We start from the raw sequence: 19,058 nt of genomic DNA on the forward strand, positions 1-19,058 counted from the left end.
CGGATAACCAAACACCTCAGGCTTGGGCGTCATCATAGCGCCCGATTGAAGTGTCCAAAATCGTCAGGCCAGTTCACTTCGCCACCGCCGTCATCAGCAGCTTGCGAATCTCCCCGGTAATCGCGCTTTTGGTGCCTTGCTCCAATATCCCCACCCGGCGTACCGCCAAGTCGCCGGGCAGCGGCAGCACTCGCAGGCTGGGGTCCTTGTGCCAGTCGAAGTTCTTCAGCAAGGGCACGATTGCCACGCCGACTTGTTGGCGAACCAGGTCGGCGATGCCGATGATGGAGTTCAGTTCGAGAATTTCCAACGGCTCGACGGACTCACTCTTGATGATTGCCTGTACCTTGCGCCCGACTGCCGTGGACCTGTCGTAGCGAATAAACGGCTGGGTTCTCAGCAGTTCCACGGCGTCGTCAATGCCGGCGGTTTGCGTGGCATTGGCGAGCATGACGATCGGTTCGTTGTAGAGCAGGGTCCAGCTCAATCCATCGAAGTTTTGCCGCGCGGTCTCGATCAACAGCGCGGCGTCGAGCTTGGCGGCATGCACCAGGTTGACCACTTCGTCGGAGCGGGCAGTCATCAAGTTGACCGATATCCTCGGGTGCAGTTTTTTCAGTTGCACCAGGCAATTGGCGAGCAGGCCCATGCCGGAGGTAATGCCGCCGATGGACACTTCACCTTCCATTGCCACGCCTTCGGGCGCTTCGGCGATCATTTGCTCGTAGTCCGCCAGCAGGCGCTTGGCTTTGGGCAGCAACAACACCCCGTCGCGGCTCAGTTTGATCTGCCGATGACTGCGGTCGAACAGCGGTCGGCGCATCTCTTCTTCGAGTGCGCGCATTTGCTGGCCGACCGCGGCATTGGTCAGGGCCACGCGGTCGGCGGCGGCGGCAAAGCTGCCGTATTCGGCGACGGCGATAAAGGTCTTGAAAAAACGAATACTGCTCATGGAAAGGGCCGTAGTCAGGGGGTATCGCTGCATCGTAAAGGGTTTGTTTACTCAAACTAAAGTTTAATTAGTTTTTCTTTTTATAGCCTCCGCCCAATACTCATTCCCGAACTGACTCGGCGAACTTTCCACATGAGCAATTTAGACACCACTTCAGATAACAACCCCGAACAACTGGCCCTGCGTGCTGCCAAGAGCGTGTATCACCTCGGTGCTACCACCGTGTATTCACACACCGAAGACAGCCGTTTTGCCTACACCCTCTACGTGCCTGAGGCGATTGAAGACAGCAGCCGGCCAGTGGACCTGGTGGTCTCGCTGCACGGCTCGACCCGGGCGATGGAGATCTATCGCAATGGCTTCGCGGAATTTGGCCGTTGGAACGATTGCGTGATTCTGTCCCCACTGTTCCCGGTCGGCGTCCTGGGTGACAACAATGGGGACGGCTACAAGCAGTTGGTCGAGGGCGATATCCGCTACGACCAGGTCCTGCTCGACATGATCGCCGGCGTCGGTAAACGTTATGGTCGGCGCTTCGATACCTTCGCGCTGTTTGGTTATTCCGGCGGCGGGCAATTCACTCATCGATTCTGCTACTTGCACCCCGAGAAACTCTGGGCAGCGTCCATCGGTGCGCCGGGATCGGTGACTTTGCTGGATGCCGATCAGGATTGGTGGGTAGGGGTGCGGGACTTCGCGGCGCGATTCGGCAAACCGCTGAACCTGCAAGCCTTGCAGCAACTGCCGGTGCACATGGTGGTGGGTGACTCGGACCTCGAGACCTGGGAGATCACCCACCGCGAAGGTGGCAAACACTACATGGCCGGTGCCAACGCCGCCGGACGTACACGCCCGGAACGCCTGGCCAGCTTGCAGGCAAGTTTCCAAGCCGCCGGCGTACAGGTGCACTTCGACCTGTTACCCAACGTGGCTCACCAGGGCATCAAGGCGATGCCGGCGGCCCAGGACTTTTTCGCCAAGGTGCTGCGGCACAAGCGCAGCCTTGGCTGATACACCACTGCCAGATGCACTCAGAACAGGCCGTATAACAATAACTAAGGATTCACTCATTCTGATGCCGGTCCTGCCTTGGCCTTCGCCACTGACCGGAATACTTCTTCAAGGAGTCGTTCTCCCGTGAATAATTACGTAAAGACCGCGCTCGTCGTCGCGATGTCGACATGCACAGTGTCCCTTGCCGTTGCGCAAGACAAGGTCATCAATGTGGGCCTCAATGGCGATATCCGCAGCACCGACCCAGGCGTCAACCGCGACGACAATACCGATGCGGTCATGATGCATATCGTCGAAGGGCTGGTGGCGTATCGCGAAGACACCAGCATCGCGCCGATGCTGGCCAGCGCGGTGGATGTCTCGCCGGACGGCCTGCGCTACACCTTCACCCTGCGCGATGGGGTGCACTTTCAAAATGGCCAGTTGTTGACGGCCAAGGACGTGCAATGGACCTGGCAGCGCTACCTTGACCCCAAGACCCAGTGGCGCTGCCTGGCGGAGTTCGATGGCCGTGGCGCGGCCAAGATCGTCGATGTCTCCACCCCCGACGCGCAGACCGTGGTGTTCCAACTGGACCAGGCCAATGGCTTGTTCCTGGCTGCGATGGCCCGCCCGGATTGCACCGGCAGCGGCATTCTGCATCCGGACTCCCTGGCGGCCGATGGCAGTTGGCGCGCCCCGATTGGTACCGGTCCATTCACCTTGGGCAAATGGCAAAAGGGCCAGTACGTCGAGCTGGATCGCTTCAAGGATTACTCCCCGCGGGCCGAGGCCGAGGCGGACGGGTACACCGGCAACAAGCAGGCGTTTGTCGACAAGGTGCGTTTCGAGGTGATCCCCGATTCGGCGTCGGCCAAGGCTGCGCTGCTGTCGGGTGGCGTGGACCTGCTGCCGGACGTGACGGCGATGGATGCCGCAGAACTCAAGAAGGTCAAGAACCTGCAGATCCAGGTCAGCCCGATCATGACCATCAGCGGCCTGTTGTTCCAGACCCGTGACCCACTGCTCAAGGACGTGCGCATTCGTCGTGCGGTGGCGCTGTCCCTGGATTACGCGCAGATGGTGGCGGCGTTGTCCGATGGTTTGTCGGTGGTCAACAACTCGGTGATTCCGACCGCCAGCCCGTACTACGACGCCACTGCGCACCAGGGTTACAGCTACAACCTCGACGAGGCCCGGCGCCTGTTGAAAGAGGCGGGTTACGCCGGTGAAAAGATCCGCATGCTGGTCAACAAGCGCTACCCGCAGATGTTCGACATGGGCTTGCTCAGCCAGGCCATGACCCAGGCGGCGGGGCTCAATATCGAGATGGAGACCCTGGAGTGGGGCACGCAGTTGGAGCGCTACCAGACCGGCAGCTACCAGATGATGTCGTTCTCTTATTCGGGGCGTTTCGACGCGGCGCAAAGCTATGAATCGGTGATCGGCGACAAGCACAAGGAGCCGCGCAAAGTCTGGGACAACCCCGAGGCCCTGGCGATATTGCGTGAGGTCCAGCGCGAGGTTGACCCCGCCAAGCGCCAACCGTTGTTCGACAAGCTGCATACCTTGATGCTCAAGGATGTGCCAATGGTGGCCATCTACAACGGTACCGCCATCGGCGCGATGGGCAAGCGCGTTGAAGGGTACCGCTCCTGGCCCGTTGCCAAGCCGCGCCTGTGGGGCGTGAAGCTGGCCGACACTTCCAAGTAAGGCGTACCACTATGTTTCGATTCATCTTGCACAGGCTCGGCATGGCGGTGCCGACCCTGCTGCTGATCTCGGTGATTGTGTTTGCCTTGATCCGCCTGATTCCCGGCGACCCCGCGTTGCTGATGCTGGGCGACATGGCCGACCCGCAAAGCCTCGCCGACATGCGCAGCAGCCTGGGGCTGGACCACTCGGTGCCGACCCAGTACCTGATCTGGATCAAGTCGGTGCTCAGTGGCGACCTTGGGGTGTCCATCAGCAGTCGCCAGCCCGTGTTGGAGTTGCTGGTCGAGCGTTTCAGCGTCAGCGCCACGGTGGTGCTCGTCGCGGTGTTGCTGGCGACCCTGCTCGCGGTACCGGTGGGCTTGCTCGCGGCCTGGAAGCAAAACAGCGCGATGGACCTGGGCCTGGTGGCAACGGCGACCTTGCTGTTGTCGGTGCCAAGCTTCTGGCTGGGCTTGTTGCTGCTGTATGTGTTCGGCATCCAGTTGGGTTGGTTGCCGGTGATCGGCTACGTTGGCTTCGCCAGCGATCCCATGAAGGCGGTGACCTATGTGGTGCTGCCGATCATTACCCTGACCCTGGTGGAATTCGGCGCCATTGCGCGGATGGCACGGGCCAGCACCATTGAAGTGTTGCGCCTGGAGTACATCGCCCATGCACGGGCCAAGGGATTGTCAGAGGGCGCGGTGCTGTGGAATCACGCCCTGCGCAATGCGTTTGCGCCGACCTGGACCCTGATCGGCCTGATCCTGGGCAATCTGCTCGGCGGCATTGCAGTCCTGGAAACCGTGTTCACCTTGCCCGGCATCGGCCGGTTGATGGTCGATGCGATCTTCTCCCGCGACTATCCGGTGCTGCAGGGTTGCCTGCTGCTGATCACCTGCATCTATGTGTTGGTCAACCTGTTGGTGGATCTGGTGTATCCGCTGTTCGATCCAAGGGTGAAGCTATGAACCTCAAGACTCCTGCCTTGCCGAGCGGGCTGGATACCCAGCCTCGACGGAGCTGGCGTTACCCGCCGTTGAATGCCTTGATCGGCGGCAGTTTACTCGCGGCACTGGTATTGCTGGCGTTGCTCGGCGTGGTGTGGACACCTTATGACCCGCTCAAGCTGGACTTGTTGTCGCGCCTGCACGCGCCGAGCGCTGCACACTGGCTGGGCACCGACGAGTTCGGCCGTGACGTGTTCAGTCGCTTGATCATTGGGGCACGCACCAGCCTGTGGATCAGCCTGCTCTCGGTGAGCGTGGCGGTTATCTGCGGCACGGTGATCGGCATGCTCGCCGGTTACCTGCGCGGCTGGACCGACCGCGTGCTGATGATGCTCAACGATGCGCTGCTGGCGTTTCCCGGGATCCTCATGGCCCTGGGTATCATGGCGATCGTGGGTGCCAGCCAGTACGGAATCGTGCTCGCCCTGGGTATCGCCTACACCCCCTCGGTGGTCCGGGTGGTGCGTGGCAGCGTGTTGTCGTTGCGTGAGCTGGAGTTCATCGAGGCCTCACGGGTGATCGGCAACTCAGAGCTGTACACCATGTTCCGCCACATCACCCCCAACTGCCTGGCGCCGTTGTGTGTGTTGGCCACCAGCATGTTCGGCTGGGCCTTGCTCTCGGAGAGCGCGCTGAGCTTCCTTGGCCTGGGCGTGCCACCGCCGGCTGCCACCTGGGGCAGCATGCTCTCGGCAAGCCGCACCTACATCTCGACGGCACCGTGGCTGGGGATCTTCCCGGGCATCTTTATCAGCCTGACGTTGCTGGCTATCAATCTGTTCGGCGATGCCTTGCGCGATCGTCTCGACCCGCGCATGAGGAAATGAGCATGAGCGTTTCAGTGCCACTACTGGCCGTTGAAAATCTACAGATTCGTGTCGGTACAGACGGTCCGCTGGCTGTCGACGACTTCAGCTTCACCATGGCTCCCGGGGAAATCGTTGCACTGGTGGGCGAGTCCGGCAGTGGCAAGACCATGGCTGCACGCGCGGCCATTGGCTTGCTGCCAGCGCCGATGAACGTGTGTGGCGGGCAAATCATCTTCCAGGGTGAACCGTTGGAGCCCGGCAATGCCAAGGCGATGCGTGGGGTGCGCGGCGCGCGGATCGGCATGGTGTTCCAGGAACCGATGGTCTCGCTCAACCCCGCGCTGACCATTGGCCGGCAGATGAGCGAGGCGCTCAAGTTGCACACCGAGTTGGACGCGGCGACGATCCGTCAGCGTTGCAGCGATATGCTGCAGCGCATCGGTATCAAGGACGCCGAGAAATGCCTGGCATCCTATCCGCACCAGTTCTCCGGTGGCATGCGCCAACGCATTATGCTCGCCTCGGTGATGCTGCTGCGCCCGGCGCTGTTGATTGCTGACGAGCCGACCACGGCACTCGATTGCCTGGCACAACTGGACGTGATCGAGTTGATGCTGGAGCTGACCCGCGAGCAGGGCACCGCCATTCTGTTCATCAGCCATGACCTCTCCCTGGTCGCGCGTTATGCCCACAAGGTGGTGGTGATGCGTGCGGGCAAGGCGGTGGAGCAGGGCCGAATCGAAGACATCCTGTTCGCGCCGAAGGCCGACTACACCCGCCAGTTGCTTGAAGCGCTGCCACGGCGCGGCGCGCTGGTGCCATTGCCAGCGGCCGAAAGTGCGCTGTTGCAGGTCCAGGATGTGTGCATCGAACATCCGGGGCCGCGCAGCTTTTGGGGGCGCAGCGTGCCCAAGCGGGTGGTGCATTCGGTGAACCTGAGCATCGCACCGGGCGAGACCCTGGCGTTGGTCGGTGGCAGTGGTTCGGGCAAGACCACCCTCGGCCGTGCCGTGGTCGGGTTGGTTACGCCATGCGCCGGGTCGATCCTGTTCCAGGGCGTGGATATCCTCAAGGCCGCCAACCGTGCGCACCGCCTGCAATGCCAGATGATTTTCCAGGACCCGTATTCATCCCTCGATCCGCGCATGACCGTGGGCCAGATCATCGCCGAGCCGCTGCGCCATGAACCGGGCCTGACGGCTGCGCAAAAACGCCAGCGGGTCACCGACACACTGCTCGATGTGGGCTTGCCCGAGCAGTTCCGTGAGCGCTTTGCCCATCAACTCTCGGGTGGCCAGCGCCAGCGCGTGGCAATTGGCCGAGCGCTGGTCCGGCGGCCGAAACTGGTGATTGCCGACGAGCCGATTTCGGCGTTGGACATGACCATTCAAAAGCAGATTCTGGAGTTGTTCGAACGCCTGCAGCGCCAATACGGGTTCGCCTGCCTGTTCATCTCCCACGACCTGTCGGCGGTGGAGCGCATTGCCCATCGCGTGGCAGTGATGAACCAGGGTGAGGTGGTGGAAATGGGCCCGCGCGAGAGGATTTTCGACACTCCACAACACCCTTACACCCGCCGGCTGCTCGCGGCGGCCAGCCCCTTGGAAAAACGTGCGGATGGCAGTTACCGCCTCCGTGCCAGCGTGATTTAGGTACTGCAACACCCCAGGCCTGTGCTTTGCAAACCCACCCTTCGTCAATCGCTGATTGGCGAAGCAGGCGAAGCCATGGTCGAAGAAAACAAAAACAACTCCACTCAACCTGTCTGCCAGGAACCTACACATGAATATCCGCTTCAACACAGTCCTCGCCAGTGCCAGTGTCATGGGCGCCGGTTTCATGCCCTTGTTTGCCCAGGCTGACTTCGTCGCCGACAGCAAGGCTGCGCTTGAACTGAAGAACTATTACTTCAACCGCGACTATCGCGAGTCCAGCGGCCAGAGCAAGCGCGCCGAGTGGGCACAGGGGTTCACCCTCAACGTCCAATCGGGTTTTACCGAAGGCACTGTCGGTTTTGGCCTCGACGCGGTCGGCATGTTCGGGATGAAGCTCGATTCGAGCCCGGACAACTCGGGCACCGGGCTGTTGTCCCGCTCAAGCGTCGCCGAACCGGGTGCTCCCAGCTATGCCCGCCGTGCCCACGACAACTACTCCAAGCTCGGCGTCACCGGCAAGGCGCGCCTGGCGCAAAGCGAGCTGCGTGTGGGCTATATGGTGCCTGACCTGCCCACCCTGCAACCGAACCTCAGTCGTCTGTTCCCGCAGAGTTTCAGCGGCACCGCGCTGACCTCCAGGGACATCGACCAGTTGACCCTGACCGTGGGGCAACTGGACCAGGTCAAGCAGCGCGATTCGACCAACTACGAAGACATGGGCCTCACCAGCCAGTACGGCGCGTACAAAAGCAGCGCCAAAAGCGATGAGTTCCGCTACGCCGGCGGTGAGTACAAGCTGACGCCTAACACCATCGCCACCTACCAGTTCGCGCAATTGGAGAGCTTGTACCGCCAGCACTACCTGGGCTTGAAAAACAGCTTCAAGTGGGGCCCCGGCACGTTCAAGACGGACGTCCGCTACTTCGACGCGAGCGAAGATGCCGCAGGGCTGGCCGGCAAAGTCGATAACCGTGCGTTGAGTACGCGTGTGGGCTATGGCCTGCATGGCCACAACCTGAGTGGCGGTTACCAGGAGCAGTACGGTTCGACGCCGTTCACCTATGTCGACGGCACCAACACGTACCTGTTCACCGAGTACCAACTGGCGAACTTCTCCCAGACCGGCGAGCGCGTCTGGCACGCCCGCTATGACTATGACTTCGCCACGCTGGGCATTCCCGGCCTGCTGTTCTCGACCCGTTATGCCAAGGGCGACAACGCCAAGGTCATTGGCTTCGACGGCGAAGGGCGCGAGTGGGAACGCGATCTGAGTCTTGGCTATGTGGTGCAGAGCGGCACTTTCAAGGACGTGTCGCTGCGTTGGCAGAACGCTAGCGCCACCAGCAACTTCGCCCGTGACACCAATGAAAACCGAGTGATCGTCGGCTACACCGTGGCGCTCTGGTAGCAGTGACGGCGTGCAGCAGGGGCAGCCTGTTGCACGCCCAGGCAATGGAAATGAGGGGATAGATCAGATGACGAGTTTGCCGTTGCGGCGGGCATTGCCCAGCCAACAACGCGTATCGGCGCGTGGCGTGAGTGATTTCATCGATGCGGTGAACGCTGCGTGCCTTCAGTTGCACAGTTTCATGCTGTACCGCGACGGTGCGGTGGTGGCTGAAGCATTTTGGGCGCCTTACCGTGCCGACCGACTCCATGTGCAGCATTCGGCAACCAAGAGCTGGGTGTCCATGGCCATTGGGCTATTGGTTGATGACGGCGTGCTGTCACTGGAGGCCAAGGTGGTGGATTTTTTCGCCGCCGACTGCCCGAAACCGGTCAGCGCCAACCTGGCCGCCATGACCGTGGGCGATTTGCTGACCATGCGCACCGGGCATCGCCAGGGTATTTCTGGCGGGGCCTGGCGGGGGCGCAGTGAAAGTTGGGTGAAGTTGTTCCTCAATGAGCCGGTTGCAGACCTGCCAGGGCAGCACTTCATCTACAGCAGCGCGTCGAGCTTCATGCTCTCGGCCATTGTCAGCGTGGTCAGCGGCCAAACGGCGTTCGAGTTGTGCAACACCCGTCTGTTCCAACCCATGGGCATGGGCCGCATCGAGTGGGACCTGGCACCGGGTGGCTTCAACACGGGTGGCAATGGCTTGAGTTGCAGCACCGAGGACTTGCTCAAGTTCGGCGTGCTGCACTTGCAGCAAGGTAACTGGGAGGGGCAACAATTACTGTCCAGAGAGTGGGTGGCGCAGGCCACGCGCGGGCACGTCGACGATGTATGGATGGGTGCCTTCGATGGCAAGCGCTACCTGGGTCGCGACGAGTCGAGCAACGCAGCTGTGACGCGCCGCGAGGGCTATGGCTACCAGTGGTGGATGACCCTGCACGGCGGCTATTACGCCTCCGGGGTGTTTGGCCAGCAGTGCATTGTGCTGCCGCAACACAACGCGGTGATTGCGTTTACCGCAGGGCTGCCATTGGGTGAAAGGCGCCTGCATAGCCTGCTGTGGGAGCACCTGTTGCCGGCGTTGGGCGTGCCCGGCGACTGCGCGGCAGATGCCGATCTTGCCGCGCAGTTGGCCAATCAACGGCGGCCGGTTATGACAGGTGCGTCGACCTCGCCGCATCAGGCGCAGTTCAGCGGCACGTTTGTGATGGAGGCCAATGAAGATCAGGTCAGCACGATACGCCTGGAGTTTGGCCCCGACCATTGCGATTTTTACCTCACCGACCCGCGTGGCACCCACTGCATTCGCGCAGGCCTGGCCGACGGTATCGAAAGCCAGACCAGCATGACCGGACACTATCTACATCACCAATACCAGCCGCAAATCACCCCGGTGGTGGCGCAGGCGCGCTGGACCGAGGACGGCGCGTTGAGCATGACCTGGCAATTTGTCGAAACCGCCTTTTGTGACCACGTCACTTGCCGCATCGAGCGCGGCAGCTTGTCTGTGGACCGCCGCGTCAACGTTAACGCTGGCCCGTTGCAGCGCCCGACGCTGACCGGCCATCCAACCAGTACTTTGCAGGAGTCGCTATGAACGATCTATCCAACCCATCAGGTTCCCGGTCCAGCGCGTTCTGGGCACCGTTTACCCCGATGCGCCAGTTCCAGCAGCAACCGATGATGTTCGCCAGCGCCGACGGCATGTACTACACCACCACCGACGGCCGACGGGTACTCGATGCGATGGCGGGGTTGTGGTGCGTCAACGCCGGACATGGCCAGGCCAAAATCGTCGAGGCGATTCGCGAAGCGGCGGGGCGCCTGGACTTTGTCTCCTCATTCAAGATGAGCCATCCCCACGCCCTGGAGATGGCCGAGCGTTTGATCGAGATCAGCCCGGCCGGCATCGAGCAGGTGTTCTTCACCAACTCAGGTTCCGAGGCGGTCGACACTTCGCTGAAAATTGCTCGGGCCTATCACCAGGCCCGGGGCGACAGCCGCCGGACCAAGTTTATCGGGCGGGCCAAGGGTTACCACGGCATGGGCTTTGGCGGGCTGTCGGTGTCGGGTATCGGCCGGCAGAAACGTGAGTTTGGCCCGCTGCTGGGGGAGGTGTCACACCTGCCGCTGCCTTATGACGCGCAGATGCGTTTCAGCGCGGGACTGCCACAGCACGGCGCCAGTTACGCCGATGCGTTGTCACAACTGCTGGAGATCCAGGACCCGAGCAGCGTGGCCGCGGTGATCGTTGAGCCAGTGACAGGCTCCGGCGGTGTCTACCCGCCGCCCCAGGGGTACTTGCAACGCCTGCGCGAGATTTGCACCCGGCACGGCGTGCTGTTGATTTTCGACGAAGTGATTACCGGCTTTGGCCGTGTCGGGGCCAGCTTCGCCGCGCAAGCCTTCGGCGTGACACCGGACCTGATCACCACGGCGAAAGGCCTGACCAACGGCGCCGTACCCATGGGCGGTGTGCTGGTCAGCGGCGCGGTGTATGAAGCGTTCATGGCCGGGCCAACCAATGTCATCGAGCTGATGCACGGCTACACCTATTCGGCGCATCCATTGGCGTGTGCGGCCGGGTTGGCGACCATCGAGTTGCATCGTGAATTGGGCATCAATCAACACGTCAACGCGGTCAGCGGGCTCTGGCAGTCCGCCGCGCTGACGCTGCGCGGTGTTGGCCCGGTGCTCGACGTCCGCACCGTCGGTTTGCTCTGCGCCGTCGAACTCGAACCGCGCCCCGGTGCCGCCGGCGCACGGGGCAGCGAAGTGGCGCAGTGGTGCTTCGAGCACGGCGTACTGGTGCGCGGCTCGGGCGATACCATCGTGATTTCGCCGCCGCTGGTGATCAGCCCGCAGGAGATCGCCCAGGTGTTCGACACCTTGGCGGATGCGTTGCAACAGGTCGCCTGATGGGAGTCGATGGCATGTCCGATTTGTTTGAGTTCTACATCGACGGCGCCTGGGTCAAACCCCATGGCGAAACCGTCGAAACAGTGGTGAACCCGTCCACCGAGCAGGCGGTGGCGCGCATCATCCTCGGTGACGCGCAGGATGTGGACCGTGCAGTCAGTGCGGCCCGCCAGGCGTTCCCGGCGTTTGCCGCGAGTTCGCTGCAAGCGCGTATCGACCTGCTGCAGCGCATTATCGAAGGCTACCAACGCCACAGCGAAGCGTTGATCGAAGCGGTTCACCTGGAGATGGGCGCGCCGCTGTCCCTGGCCCGCAGCGCCCATGTGCCGGCGGGACTGGGCCATCTGACGCAGGCGCTGCAGGTGTTGCGCGAGTACCGCTTCGAACGGTGCCTGGGCAATACGCTGGTGGTGCGTGAGCCGATTGGCGTATGCGCCTTGATCACGCCCTGGAACTGGCCGCTCAATCAACTCACCTGCAAGCTCGCGCCAGCCCTCGCGGTGGGTTGCACCGTGGTCCTCAAGCCGAGTGAGCGCGCGCCGCTGTCGGCGCTGATCCTCGCGCAAATCCTGCATGAGGCCGGGGTGCCCAAAGGCGTGTTCAACCTGGTCAACGGCGACGGCCCTGGCGTGGGTACCGCGCTGGCACGCCATGCCGACGTGGACATGGTCTCATTTACCGGCTCGACCGGCGCTGGTATTGCCGTGGCGAAGGCGGCGGCCGATACGGTCAAGCGGGTGTCCCAGGAGCTGGGCGGCAAATCGGCGAACATCCTGCTGGACGATGCGGTCCTGCCCGACGCGGTGCGTCACGGGGTCTTGGGGTGTATCCGCAACAGTGGCCAGTCGTGCAATGCGCCGACGCGGCTGCTGGTGCCCCGCGCCCAGCAACAGGCGGTGATTGATCTCGCCAGGGACGTGCTGGCGCAGGTGTGCTTCGACGACAGTAACCCGGCGTCAGCCCTCGGCCCGGTGGCGAACGCCGTGCAGTTCGAGCGTGTACAGGCGATGATCGCGCAGGCGATGACCGAGGGGTCGCGGTTGGTCGCCGGAGGGCTGGGCCGGCCGCAAGGCATTGAGCGCGGCTACTATGTACAACCGACGATATTTGCCGACGTCACCGCGGATATGCGAGTGGCGCGTGAAGAAATCTTCGGCCCGGTCCTGGCGATCATGCCTTACGACAGCGAAGCCGAGGCCATAGCCATTGCCAACGACAGCCTTTACGGTTTGTCGGGGTACGTCACCTCGGCGAGCCTGGATCGCAGTCGCGCGGTGGCCCGCCAACTGCGTACCGGGATGGTCCACATCAACGGCGCGCGTGCTGACCAGGCCGCGCCGTTTGGCGGATACAAACAGTCGGGCAATGGACGTGAGTGGGGTGAGCAGGGGTTTGACGAGTACCTGGAGAGCAAGTCGATGTTCGGCTACTAGCGGCTTGAGGCGTGTGCCAAGGGGGGACTATCAAGGTCCTGATTAACCTTCTTGCTTGCAACCCTTGTGGTTAAATGGCAAGTCCAGGCCATCGTTAGTAGGGATAGAGTTGTATGGGAATGGAAAGCACCGTCTTGGCATTCTTGAGGCGCTATCGGTACTGGTTACTGGCGTTGATGATCGCGGCCGCACTGGTAAACGCCTTTGTGCGTTTTGCCGGGGATGGACCGAATTTCTTTGGCGCGCTGCTGGTGCACGGATGGCTTATCCAGGCAGTCTTTGCGTACTGTCGCGGCGGTTGGGTCGCGCTTGGCCCAGGTGGATTATCCAAAGATGCGAACCCCATGGGCCGAGCCGCGTTAGCCGCAACCGCATTTGCATTTTACTTGCTGACGTTCACCTACGATGGCGCGCTGCGCGATGACTCGGTGCATGAAAGAACAGCCGAGGACTGGACGATGCCTACCCGGGAGGAGTTCCGGCAGGCGAAGGAGCAATAGCCAGCTGGTACCTCGTCGACAAACGCTGCGACGGTTCACTCCGTTAATAACCAGGCAGGGATAAACACAGTCTCAGCTTGCTGCGCAGCGCCTACCCTCAGCATTTGCTTCGCATCCCATGGACGGCCAAATGATCGCAGAAGGACTTTCGCTACTCATCGACTACGGTATTTACCTGCTTCCAGGTCTTTGCCTCTGTGCCCTGTGGTTCTGGCTGACACCGAAGACGCAGCCAGGTCTACGCATTGTGATCCTGCTGCTGACCTTCGTACTGATGCGCGATGTGATGACCCCGCTGCGCTTATGGTCCCTGAGTGGCGGCGTGCAGATCGGCTTTATTTCAAATCCATTGGTCCTGGCCACGCTAGGCGTTCTGTCGCTGGCGATCATCGCCGCTCTGGCACGGATCGCCCCCGAGTTATGGAAACTCGTGGTCTGGCGCAAGTGCAACCTGGCCGCGGGACTTGCCCTGGGCATCGCTGCCGGCTGTGCGATCGGTGTCCCGCTGCGGCTCTATCAAGGCACCGATGTCGGCGAGATAGCAGGGTACTGGCCTTGGTTGCTGGGCATGGTCGTGCTGGCCTACGGCGGCAACGCGCTGGAAGAGGTGCTGTTTCGCGGGTTCCTGCAAGGACACCTCGAACAGCACACTTGTGCACTACGAGCAGCCCTGATCAGTGCTATCGCCTTCGCCGCCTGCCATTCGTTCCTGGCACTGAGCGTTACCCGGATTGGCTGGCCGATTTTACTGTTCACGCTGGTTGAGGGGCTGGTCTGCGCTTTGGTGCGCATGCGCTATGGGGTAAGTGCTGCCATAGCCGCACATGGGACGGCGATAGTGCTGATTGCCGTGCCCATGTAGTGGCCTAACGGCCATGATCCGTATGCATATTTGAAGGGCGTGCTCACGCGACTGCCGATGCAGCTTCGGTTTCTCAGATGCTGACAGTTCGGTTGGAAGGGTTACTCAGTTGCTGAAGTTCAAGCTGCTTGGCAGCACTGGCTTCGAGGTTTGCACGCTCTTGATCCAGATACTGATAGATGCTTTGGAAGCTGGCGATTTTCTGTTTGATTTCTGCCATCTTTTTTTCAATTAACTTAGCGCCGTCAGCACAATCGATCAGCTTGTTGCGCTGCGCATCCAGAATCTCGCCTATTTCCCCCAGGGAAAACCCCATGCTTTGCGCGCGCTGGATAAAGTCCAGATCCTGCAGCGTTTGCGTGGTGTAAACGCGATAGTTGTTAGTTTGTCGCAGCGGTGAGATCAGGCCGATTTGTTCGTAGTAACGCAGCGTATGGCGGCTGGCGCCGCTGCGGGCTTCGAGTTCGCCGATTTTCATGAAAACACCGCTTGACTGTGGAGTTGGGTCGATAGTTTACGCTTGATTTCTCACCTTAAACAAGGAACAGGGAAATGAGCGTGGAGTGCTTTGTCACGGGGGGTACCGGCTTTATCGGTCAACATTTAGTGGCGTACCTGAGTGCAAAAGGTCACACCGTTCGGGTGTTGATGCGTCGCCCGGATCGACTGGTTGCACTGCGCGAGCAAGTCGACAATTTGAGAGGCTGCGCAGCCCGGGTATTTGCCGTTGCTGGCGATCTGGAACAAGACAATCTCGGGCTGAGTCTTGCTGACCGAGAAGTGCTAAGGCGCGCCAGCGTCATATTCCACCTGGGCGCCCACTTCGCATGGGGGCTTTCAGTGGAGCATTCTCGTGCGGTGAATGTGGAAGGGGCAAAGCGCGTGGCGCTGTTGGCGGCTGAGCAAAAGAGCCGGTTAGTGATGATCGGCGGCTACATGCTGAAAAATCATGAACATCTGCAGCGCATCGGAATTGATCCTCGTTATCCGCAGCTGACGAATTGGCCTGCTGTCTACCGACGTGTCGGTGGTTACGAGGGGAGCAAGCTGGAGGCGCATTTTGCGACCCTGGAGGTCATGTCCGCCAAGGGCGGGGAGATTACCGTTGTCCATCCCGCGACGGTTTGTGGCCACAGCCGTACGGGGCATATCCTTGATGGTCAGCCGCTGGTGGAGCTGATACGCAACCTTGTGCAGGGAAAGCTGACTGCAGTGCCTGGTACCACCGAGCACTGGCTGCCACTGGTTACCGTGGATTACCTGGTTGAACTGGTGGCGGTGTGTGCTTTTGATCCTGCCATGGTGGGTCAGGAACTGCTGGCGCTCGATGACCAAACGCCCAACTTACGAGAACTGCTGGTACAGGCGGCACAACCTTTGGGCTTAAAGTCTCCCAAGCATTACATTTCACTCCGATTGCTGAAGTTGCTACTGAGTATTCCTCCCGTTGCGCGGTTTTTGAATTCAAAACCCGAAGCCTTGGACTTCATCCAGACCACTCGTTTTGATACCGCGGCGGTCGAGCAGTTTGCCAACAGGCATGGAATAGCCAAGCCGGATATACGACAGTCTTTGCAGCACACTGCAAGGTTCGTCAACTCATATTGCATAGCCAAGGGCTAGGCCCTCTGACTTCTCCCTTGCGGGCATCCTCAAACTTTTCGCCGTCGATGTAGGACGGCACTCTATCGAACGACAATTCAGCGACAGGGATCGTCAACAATGCAATCTACTTTCAGCAAAGGCGTCATGTTTGCACTCTGCGCTGCGGCACTGAACGCAACGATCGGTGTGCTCAGTAAAGTGCTCATGAGTAATGGTTTCACCGCCAGCAGTGTCGCTGTCATCAAGACCGTACTTGGTTGCGTGCTTCTCTCGATCTTACTGTTTCTCCTCAAGCGCCCGGCGGTGTCGACCAAATGGATTCAAGCGGCTATCTGCGCATTCCTTGGCATCTTCGTGCTGTTCCATTTCGAAACGTCCGCTTATCGACACTATGCTGCGGCAGGTGTGGTGGTGGTGCTGATGGCCAGCGCCTCAATCTCCTCGATCATTCTGGGGCGCATTTTCCTCAAGGATGCCATCACCGCCAACGCAACCGTTGGCGCCGCACTGGCTATCGCTGGGATCTCGGTGATCTTCGGCGGCGACCTGCAGCAGGGTTTTAACCTGCAAGGCGCTGCGCTCGCCTGCATGGCCGGCTGCGGCTATGGGGCCTTTTCAGTTGCCATGAAGCGTATGGGTGTTTCGGGAGGGCTGCACTTCACCCGGCAATTGTTGTTCTTTGGCAGCCTGTACCTGCTGATGCCGGCTGCGGCCGATGGTTTTGCGATGGGCGAGCTGTCGCCGCTGGCGATCGCTGCGCTGCTGGCGCTGGCCACGCTGCCGACAATCCTGGGCTTCTTCTGCACCACCAAGGCCATCGAGTATCTCAAGCCATCCCAAGTGCAAGCGCTGGAGCTGACCGAGCCATTGTTCGCCGCGCTGCTGGCGTTTGTGGCGCTCAATGAAGTGCCGCGCGAAAGCCTGTATGCGGGAGCAGCACTGATTATCGTCGGCCTGTGTTTCTCCAATGAACTAATCCGCTTGGGCAGCAAAGCGTCCGTCTCTTCGACCGAGTGAGCTAGTTTCGGATCCTGATGATTTCAGCAATCTGTGGTTTTTGAGAGTTTTGAGCGATTTGCCGCTTCTAGCCGATTTCTGTCTGTCGTCACCGGCTGAAAACGACCGATTCTGTTGAAAAAGTCGTTTCGCCCAGATTGCCCCAATACTGACCGCTGAAAACGTCTTTATTGCGCATAGCTACGCGAAATCTGAGCCCCGAACCCTCTGCTCGAAGTAAAGATTTCAATCTCAAACGCGTACTTTTCTACCGTGGAAACCATGACCGACTTTTTCAACAGAATCGACCCAATGCGGACATCTGGAATGAGTAGTAACCGATCTGCCTGAACTGCGATCAAACAACTCTGCTACAGCGTTATGGCGTTCCATTCCTTCCGTACAGCCGGTAGCTTTGTCGCCGACTCAGACGTTCGTAATAGTCGCTCACTGCAGGAAAGTTCGGATGAGCGAAGGGTGTTTCAAACCATCGATTAACCGAGAGTCCAATCGGTATGTCTGCAAGAGAAAACTTGTCACCAATGACGTAGGCCCCGGTTGAGTCGAGCTGTCTATCGAGAATCTCCATGTGCCTCGACCAGTCATCGCATGAGGTTGCTAATGCATGGCTGTCTTGATGCCCATGCGAATGCCTGACCAGCGACATAAAGGCATAACTCCACGATTTGTTGAGATCCGACGCTTGCCAATCGATCCATTGATCCACACGCGCTTTGGCCCTTGCTTCGATCGGGTACAAACCGGTGTCGTCGTAGCGAGACGCCAGGTAGCGAATAATCGAGTTTGACTCCCAGAGGATGAAATCGTCATCCTGGATGACCGGCACCATGGCATTGGGATTCAACGCCATGAATTCGGGCGTTTGCGTCGACCTGAATCCAGAACCCCAATCCTCCCGCTCAAAGGGGATTCCAATCTCAGCGCAGGCCCAGAGTACTTTTCGTACATTGATCGATGATGCCTTACCCAGTACGCGCAACATTCCTTGTCCTTACAGTGATGGCTGGTCGTGTCGACAATATCGCCTAGTAGAGTCGGGTGTCCAGCGACCGTTTTTAGCCGATTTCTGCCGATCGCGACCGGCAGCTGTCGACCCAAAACGGACGCTAAGGATTGCATGAGAGGATAGTTTCCCGGCGCCTTCGTGCACCGTATAGTGGCGATATTTTGTCGGTCAAAGGAATGGCTATGTACCCCTCAAGCTGCCTACTCGTCGGTGTGATTGGCGACTGTGATATCGCTTATTTTTCGCATTGCGCTAAAAGGGCAACGCCATGCGTTTGAGAATGATCCTTGCCGGGATCGGCACAACGTTGGCGCTGGTGTCTGCATCGCCAGCCCAGGCTGCGCCCCTGCCGCCAGGAGCGATCAAACAGGGTGGTATTTCGGTGCTGGTCCAAGGCTCGGGACCAGACATCATATTGATTCCGGGATTGGCGTCGTCTTACGAAGTGTGGGCTGATTTGGCCTCCAGACTACAGCAGAGCCACCGTCTTCATCTGGTACAGGTAGCTGGCTTTGCCGGCTCGCCTGCCGTATCCGATCCAGGCGGGAAAGTAGTAGCGCCCACGGCCGAGGCGATCGCTGAATATATCCGCAGCCAGCGCATCGAGGCCCCGGCCATCATTGGCCATTCGTTGGGCGGTGAGGTGGCACTGATGCTAGGTGCTCGTCATCCCGACCAAGTTGGACGCCTGATGATTGTCGATGCGCTGCCCTTTTATGCGTTGCTGTTTGACCCTTCGGCGACCAGTGAAGCGGCGACCCCGCAGGCTGCTGCGATGCGCGATGCAATGTTAGCGGCAACGGCTGAACAGGCGGAAGTCATGCAGCATGCATCCATCGCCCGTCTCGCCAAAACTGAAGCGGTCAGGCCTGGCTTGGCCGCGGCGGGAACAAGCTCGGACCGCAAGACCGTGGCCGATGCCATGCATGAGCTGATGGTCACCGACCTGCGGCCTGAGCTTGGACGCATCAGGGTGCCGGTCGAGGTCGTCTATGCCTACGACTTGCTTTACGGCGTAGATGCGACCCAGGTTGATGCAATGTTCCGTAACGCCTATGTCTCGACCCCAAACATCAGTTTCAGGCGCATTGATGGCAGCTTTCACTTCGTCATGCTTGACCAGCCAGAACTGTTCGCCAGTGCTGTCTTCAAGTTCCTGGACCAGTAAGCGGCGGCAGTGGGTTGTCAGGGATAATAAATCTGTCC

General features: G+C 60.2%; 17 protein-coding genes. 14 read left to right on the top strand and 3 right to left on the bottom strand.

What is annotated here, in order from left to right:
* Positions 1-73 precede the first annotated feature (73 nt).
* Complete coding sequence (locus tag PspS04_RS11865; protein WP_095169714.1) at positions 74-952, bottom strand: LysR family transcriptional regulator; 879 nt, start codon at positions 950-952, stop codon at positions 74-76.
* 132 nt (positions 953-1,084) lie between these two features.
* On the opposite strand from PspS04_RS11865, the gene PspS04_RS11870 reads away from it, so the two are divergent.
* The 11 genes from PspS04_RS11870 to PspS04_RS11920 all read left to right on the top strand — a co-directional run bounded on the left by PspS04_RS11870 (position 1,085) and on the right by PspS04_RS11920 (position 14,224).
* Complete coding sequence (locus PspS04_RS11870; RefSeq protein ID WP_159995426.1) at positions 1,085-1,963, top strand: alpha/beta hydrolase; 879 nt, start codon at positions 1,085-1,087, stop codon at positions 1,961-1,963.
* Between the two features lie 126 nt (positions 1,964-2,089).
* A complete protein-coding gene (locus tag PspS04_RS11875) occupies positions 2,090-3,658 on the top strand; it encodes an ABC transporter substrate-binding protein (RefSeq protein WP_159995428.1) in 1,569 nt (522 codons plus the stop codon).
* An 11-nt stretch (positions 3,659-3,669) separates the two neighbouring features.
* The gene (locus PspS04_RS11880) at positions 3,670-4,611 is read left to right on the top strand and encodes an ABC transporter permease (protein ID WP_159995430.1); all 942 of its coding nucleotides are present in this window, start codon (positions 3,670-3,672) and stop codon (positions 4,609-4,611) included.
* Positions 4,608-5,477, top strand: a complete 870-nt coding sequence (locus PspS04_RS11885; protein ID WP_095169718.1) for an ABC transporter permease — start codon at positions 4,608-4,610, stop codon at positions 5,475-5,477. The genes PspS04_RS11880 and PspS04_RS11885 overlap by 4 nt, the downstream gene beginning before the upstream one ends.
* Before the next feature lie 2 nt (positions 5,478-5,479).
* Complete coding sequence (locus PspS04_RS11890) at positions 5,480-7,111, top strand: ABC transporter ATP-binding protein (RefSeq protein ID WP_159995432.1); 1,632 nt, start codon at positions 5,480-5,482, stop codon at positions 7,109-7,111.
* Positions 7,112-7,241: 130 nt separating this feature from the next.
* Complete coding sequence (locus PspS04_RS11895) at positions 7,242-8,522, top strand: OprD family porin (RefSeq protein WP_095169720.1); 1,281 nt, start codon at positions 7,242-7,244, stop codon at positions 8,520-8,522.
* A gap of 67 nt (positions 8,523-8,589) precedes the next feature.
* Positions 8,590-10,107 carry a serine hydrolase domain-containing protein gene (locus tag PspS04_RS11900; protein WP_159995434.1) on the top strand — a complete coding sequence of 506 codons (1,518 nt, stop codon included), beginning with the start codon at positions 8,590-8,592 and terminating at the stop codon, positions 10,105-10,107.
* On the top strand, positions 10,104-11,429 hold the full coding sequence (locus PspS04_RS11905; RefSeq protein WP_095169722.1) for an aminotransferase class III-fold pyridoxal phosphate-dependent enzyme: 1,326 nt from the start codon (positions 10,104-10,106) through the stop codon (positions 11,427-11,429). Before PspS04_RS11900 ends, PspS04_RS11905 begins: the two co-directional genes overlap by 4 nt.
* A gap of 14 nt (positions 11,430-11,443) precedes the next feature.
* Complete coding sequence (locus PspS04_RS11910) at positions 11,444-12,862, top strand: aldehyde dehydrogenase family protein (protein ID WP_159995436.1); 1,419 nt, start codon at positions 11,444-11,446, stop codon at positions 12,860-12,862.
* Positions 12,863-12,981: 119 nt separating this feature from the next.
* On the top strand, positions 12,982-13,362 hold the full coding sequence (locus PspS04_RS11915) for a hypothetical protein (RefSeq protein WP_237234988.1): 381 nt from the start codon (positions 12,982-12,984) through the stop codon (positions 13,360-13,362).
* 130 nt (positions 13,363-13,492) lie between these two features.
* Entirely contained in the window at positions 13,493-14,224 is a 732-nt protein-coding gene (locus PspS04_RS11920; protein WP_159995440.1) for a CPBP family intramembrane glutamic endopeptidase, read from the top strand.
* A gap of 73 nt (positions 14,225-14,297) precedes the next feature.
* Here PspS04_RS11920 and PspS04_RS11925 read toward each other — a convergent pair whose 3' ends face one another.
* Complete coding sequence (locus PspS04_RS11925) at positions 14,298-14,702, bottom strand: MerR family transcriptional regulator (RefSeq protein ID WP_159995442.1); 405 nt, start codon at positions 14,700-14,702, stop codon at positions 14,298-14,300.
* Positions 14,703-14,776: 74 nt separating this feature from the next.
* Between PspS04_RS11925 and PspS04_RS11930 the strand changes: the two genes are divergently transcribed.
* Positions 14,777-15,847, top strand: coding sequence for an SDR family oxidoreductase (locus PspS04_RS11930; protein WP_159995444.1), 1,071 nt, complete (start codon positions 14,777-14,779; stop codon positions 15,845-15,847).
* Between the two features lie 99 nt (positions 15,848-15,946).
* A complete protein-coding gene (locus tag PspS04_RS11935; protein ID WP_159995446.1) occupies positions 15,947-16,846 on the top strand; it encodes a DMT family transporter in 900 nt (299 codons plus the stop codon).
* Between the two features lie 358 nt (positions 16,847-17,204).
* Here the strand turns inward: PspS04_RS11935 and PspS04_RS11940 are convergent, their stop codons facing one another.
* Positions 17,205-17,828 (bottom strand): glutathione S-transferase family protein, encoded by a 624-nt coding sequence (locus PspS04_RS11940; RefSeq protein WP_027618193.1) that lies wholly within the window; start codon positions 17,826-17,828, stop codon positions 17,205-17,207.
* Positions 17,829-18,120: 292 nt separating this feature from the next.
* Between PspS04_RS11940 and PspS04_RS11945 the strand changes: the two genes are divergently transcribed.
* Positions 18,121-19,020 (top strand): alpha/beta fold hydrolase, encoded by a 900-nt coding sequence (locus PspS04_RS11945; protein ID WP_095169726.1) that lies wholly within the window; start codon positions 18,121-18,123, stop codon positions 19,018-19,020.
* Positions 19,021-19,058: the final 38 nt, after the last annotated feature.

The sequence above is a fragment of the Pseudomonas sp. S04 genome, assembly GCF_009834545.1.
GTDB lineage: Bacteria > Pseudomonadota > Gammaproteobacteria > Pseudomonadales > Pseudomonadaceae > Aquipseudomonas.

Coding starts and splice junctions, on each gene's coding strand:
- PspS04_RS11870 (WP_159995426.1), top strand. CDS start 1,085: ATGAGCAATTTAGACACCACTTCAGATAACAACCCCGAACAACTGGCC.
- PspS04_RS11945 (WP_095169726.1), top strand. CDS start 18,121: ATGCGTTTGAGAATGATCCTTGCCGGGATCGGCACAACGTTGGCGCTG.
- PspS04_RS11890 (WP_159995432.1), top strand. CDS start 5,480: ATGAGCGTTTCAGTGCCACTACTGGCCGTTGAAAATCTACAGATTCGT.
- PspS04_RS11895 (WP_095169720.1), top strand. CDS start 7,242: ATGAATATCCGCTTCAACACAGTCCTCGCCAGTGCCAGTGTCATGGGC.
- PspS04_RS11880 (WP_159995430.1), top strand. CDS start 3,670: ATGTTTCGATTCATCTTGCACAGGCTCGGCATGGCGGTGCCGACCCTG.
- PspS04_RS11905 (WP_095169722.1), top strand. CDS start 10,104: ATGAACGATCTATCCAACCCATCAGGTTCCCGGTCCAGCGCGTTCTGG.
- PspS04_RS11940 (WP_027618193.1), bottom strand. CDS start 17,828: ATGTTGCGCGTACTGGGTAAGGCATCATCGATCAATGTACGAAAAGTA.
- PspS04_RS11885 (WP_095169718.1), top strand. CDS start 4,608: ATGAACCTCAAGACTCCTGCCTTGCCGAGCGGGCTGGATACCCAGCCT.
- PspS04_RS11925 (WP_159995442.1), bottom strand. CDS start 14,702: ATGAAAATCGGCGAACTCGAAGCCCGCAGCGGCGCCAGCCGCCATACG.
- PspS04_RS11865 (WP_095169714.1), bottom strand. CDS start 952: ATGAGCAGTATTCGTTTTTTCAAGACCTTTATCGCCGTCGCCGAATAC.
- PspS04_RS11910 (WP_159995436.1), top strand. CDS start 11,444: ATGTCCGATTTGTTTGAGTTCTACATCGACGGCGCCTGGGTCAAACCC.
- PspS04_RS11930 (WP_159995444.1), top strand. CDS start 14,777: ATGAGCGTGGAGTGCTTTGTCACGGGGGGTACCGGCTTTATCGGTCAA.
- PspS04_RS11915 (WP_237234988.1), top strand. CDS start 12,982: ATGGAAAGCACCGTCTTGGCATTCTTGAGGCGCTATCGGTACTGGTTA.
- PspS04_RS11900 (WP_159995434.1), top strand. CDS start 8,590: ATGACGAGTTTGCCGTTGCGGCGGGCATTGCCCAGCCAACAACGCGTA.
- PspS04_RS11935 (WP_159995446.1), top strand. CDS start 15,947: ATGCAATCTACTTTCAGCAAAGGCGTCATGTTTGCACTCTGCGCTGCG.
- PspS04_RS11920 (WP_159995440.1), top strand. CDS start 13,493: ATGATCGCAGAAGGACTTTCGCTACTCATCGACTACGGTATTTACCTG.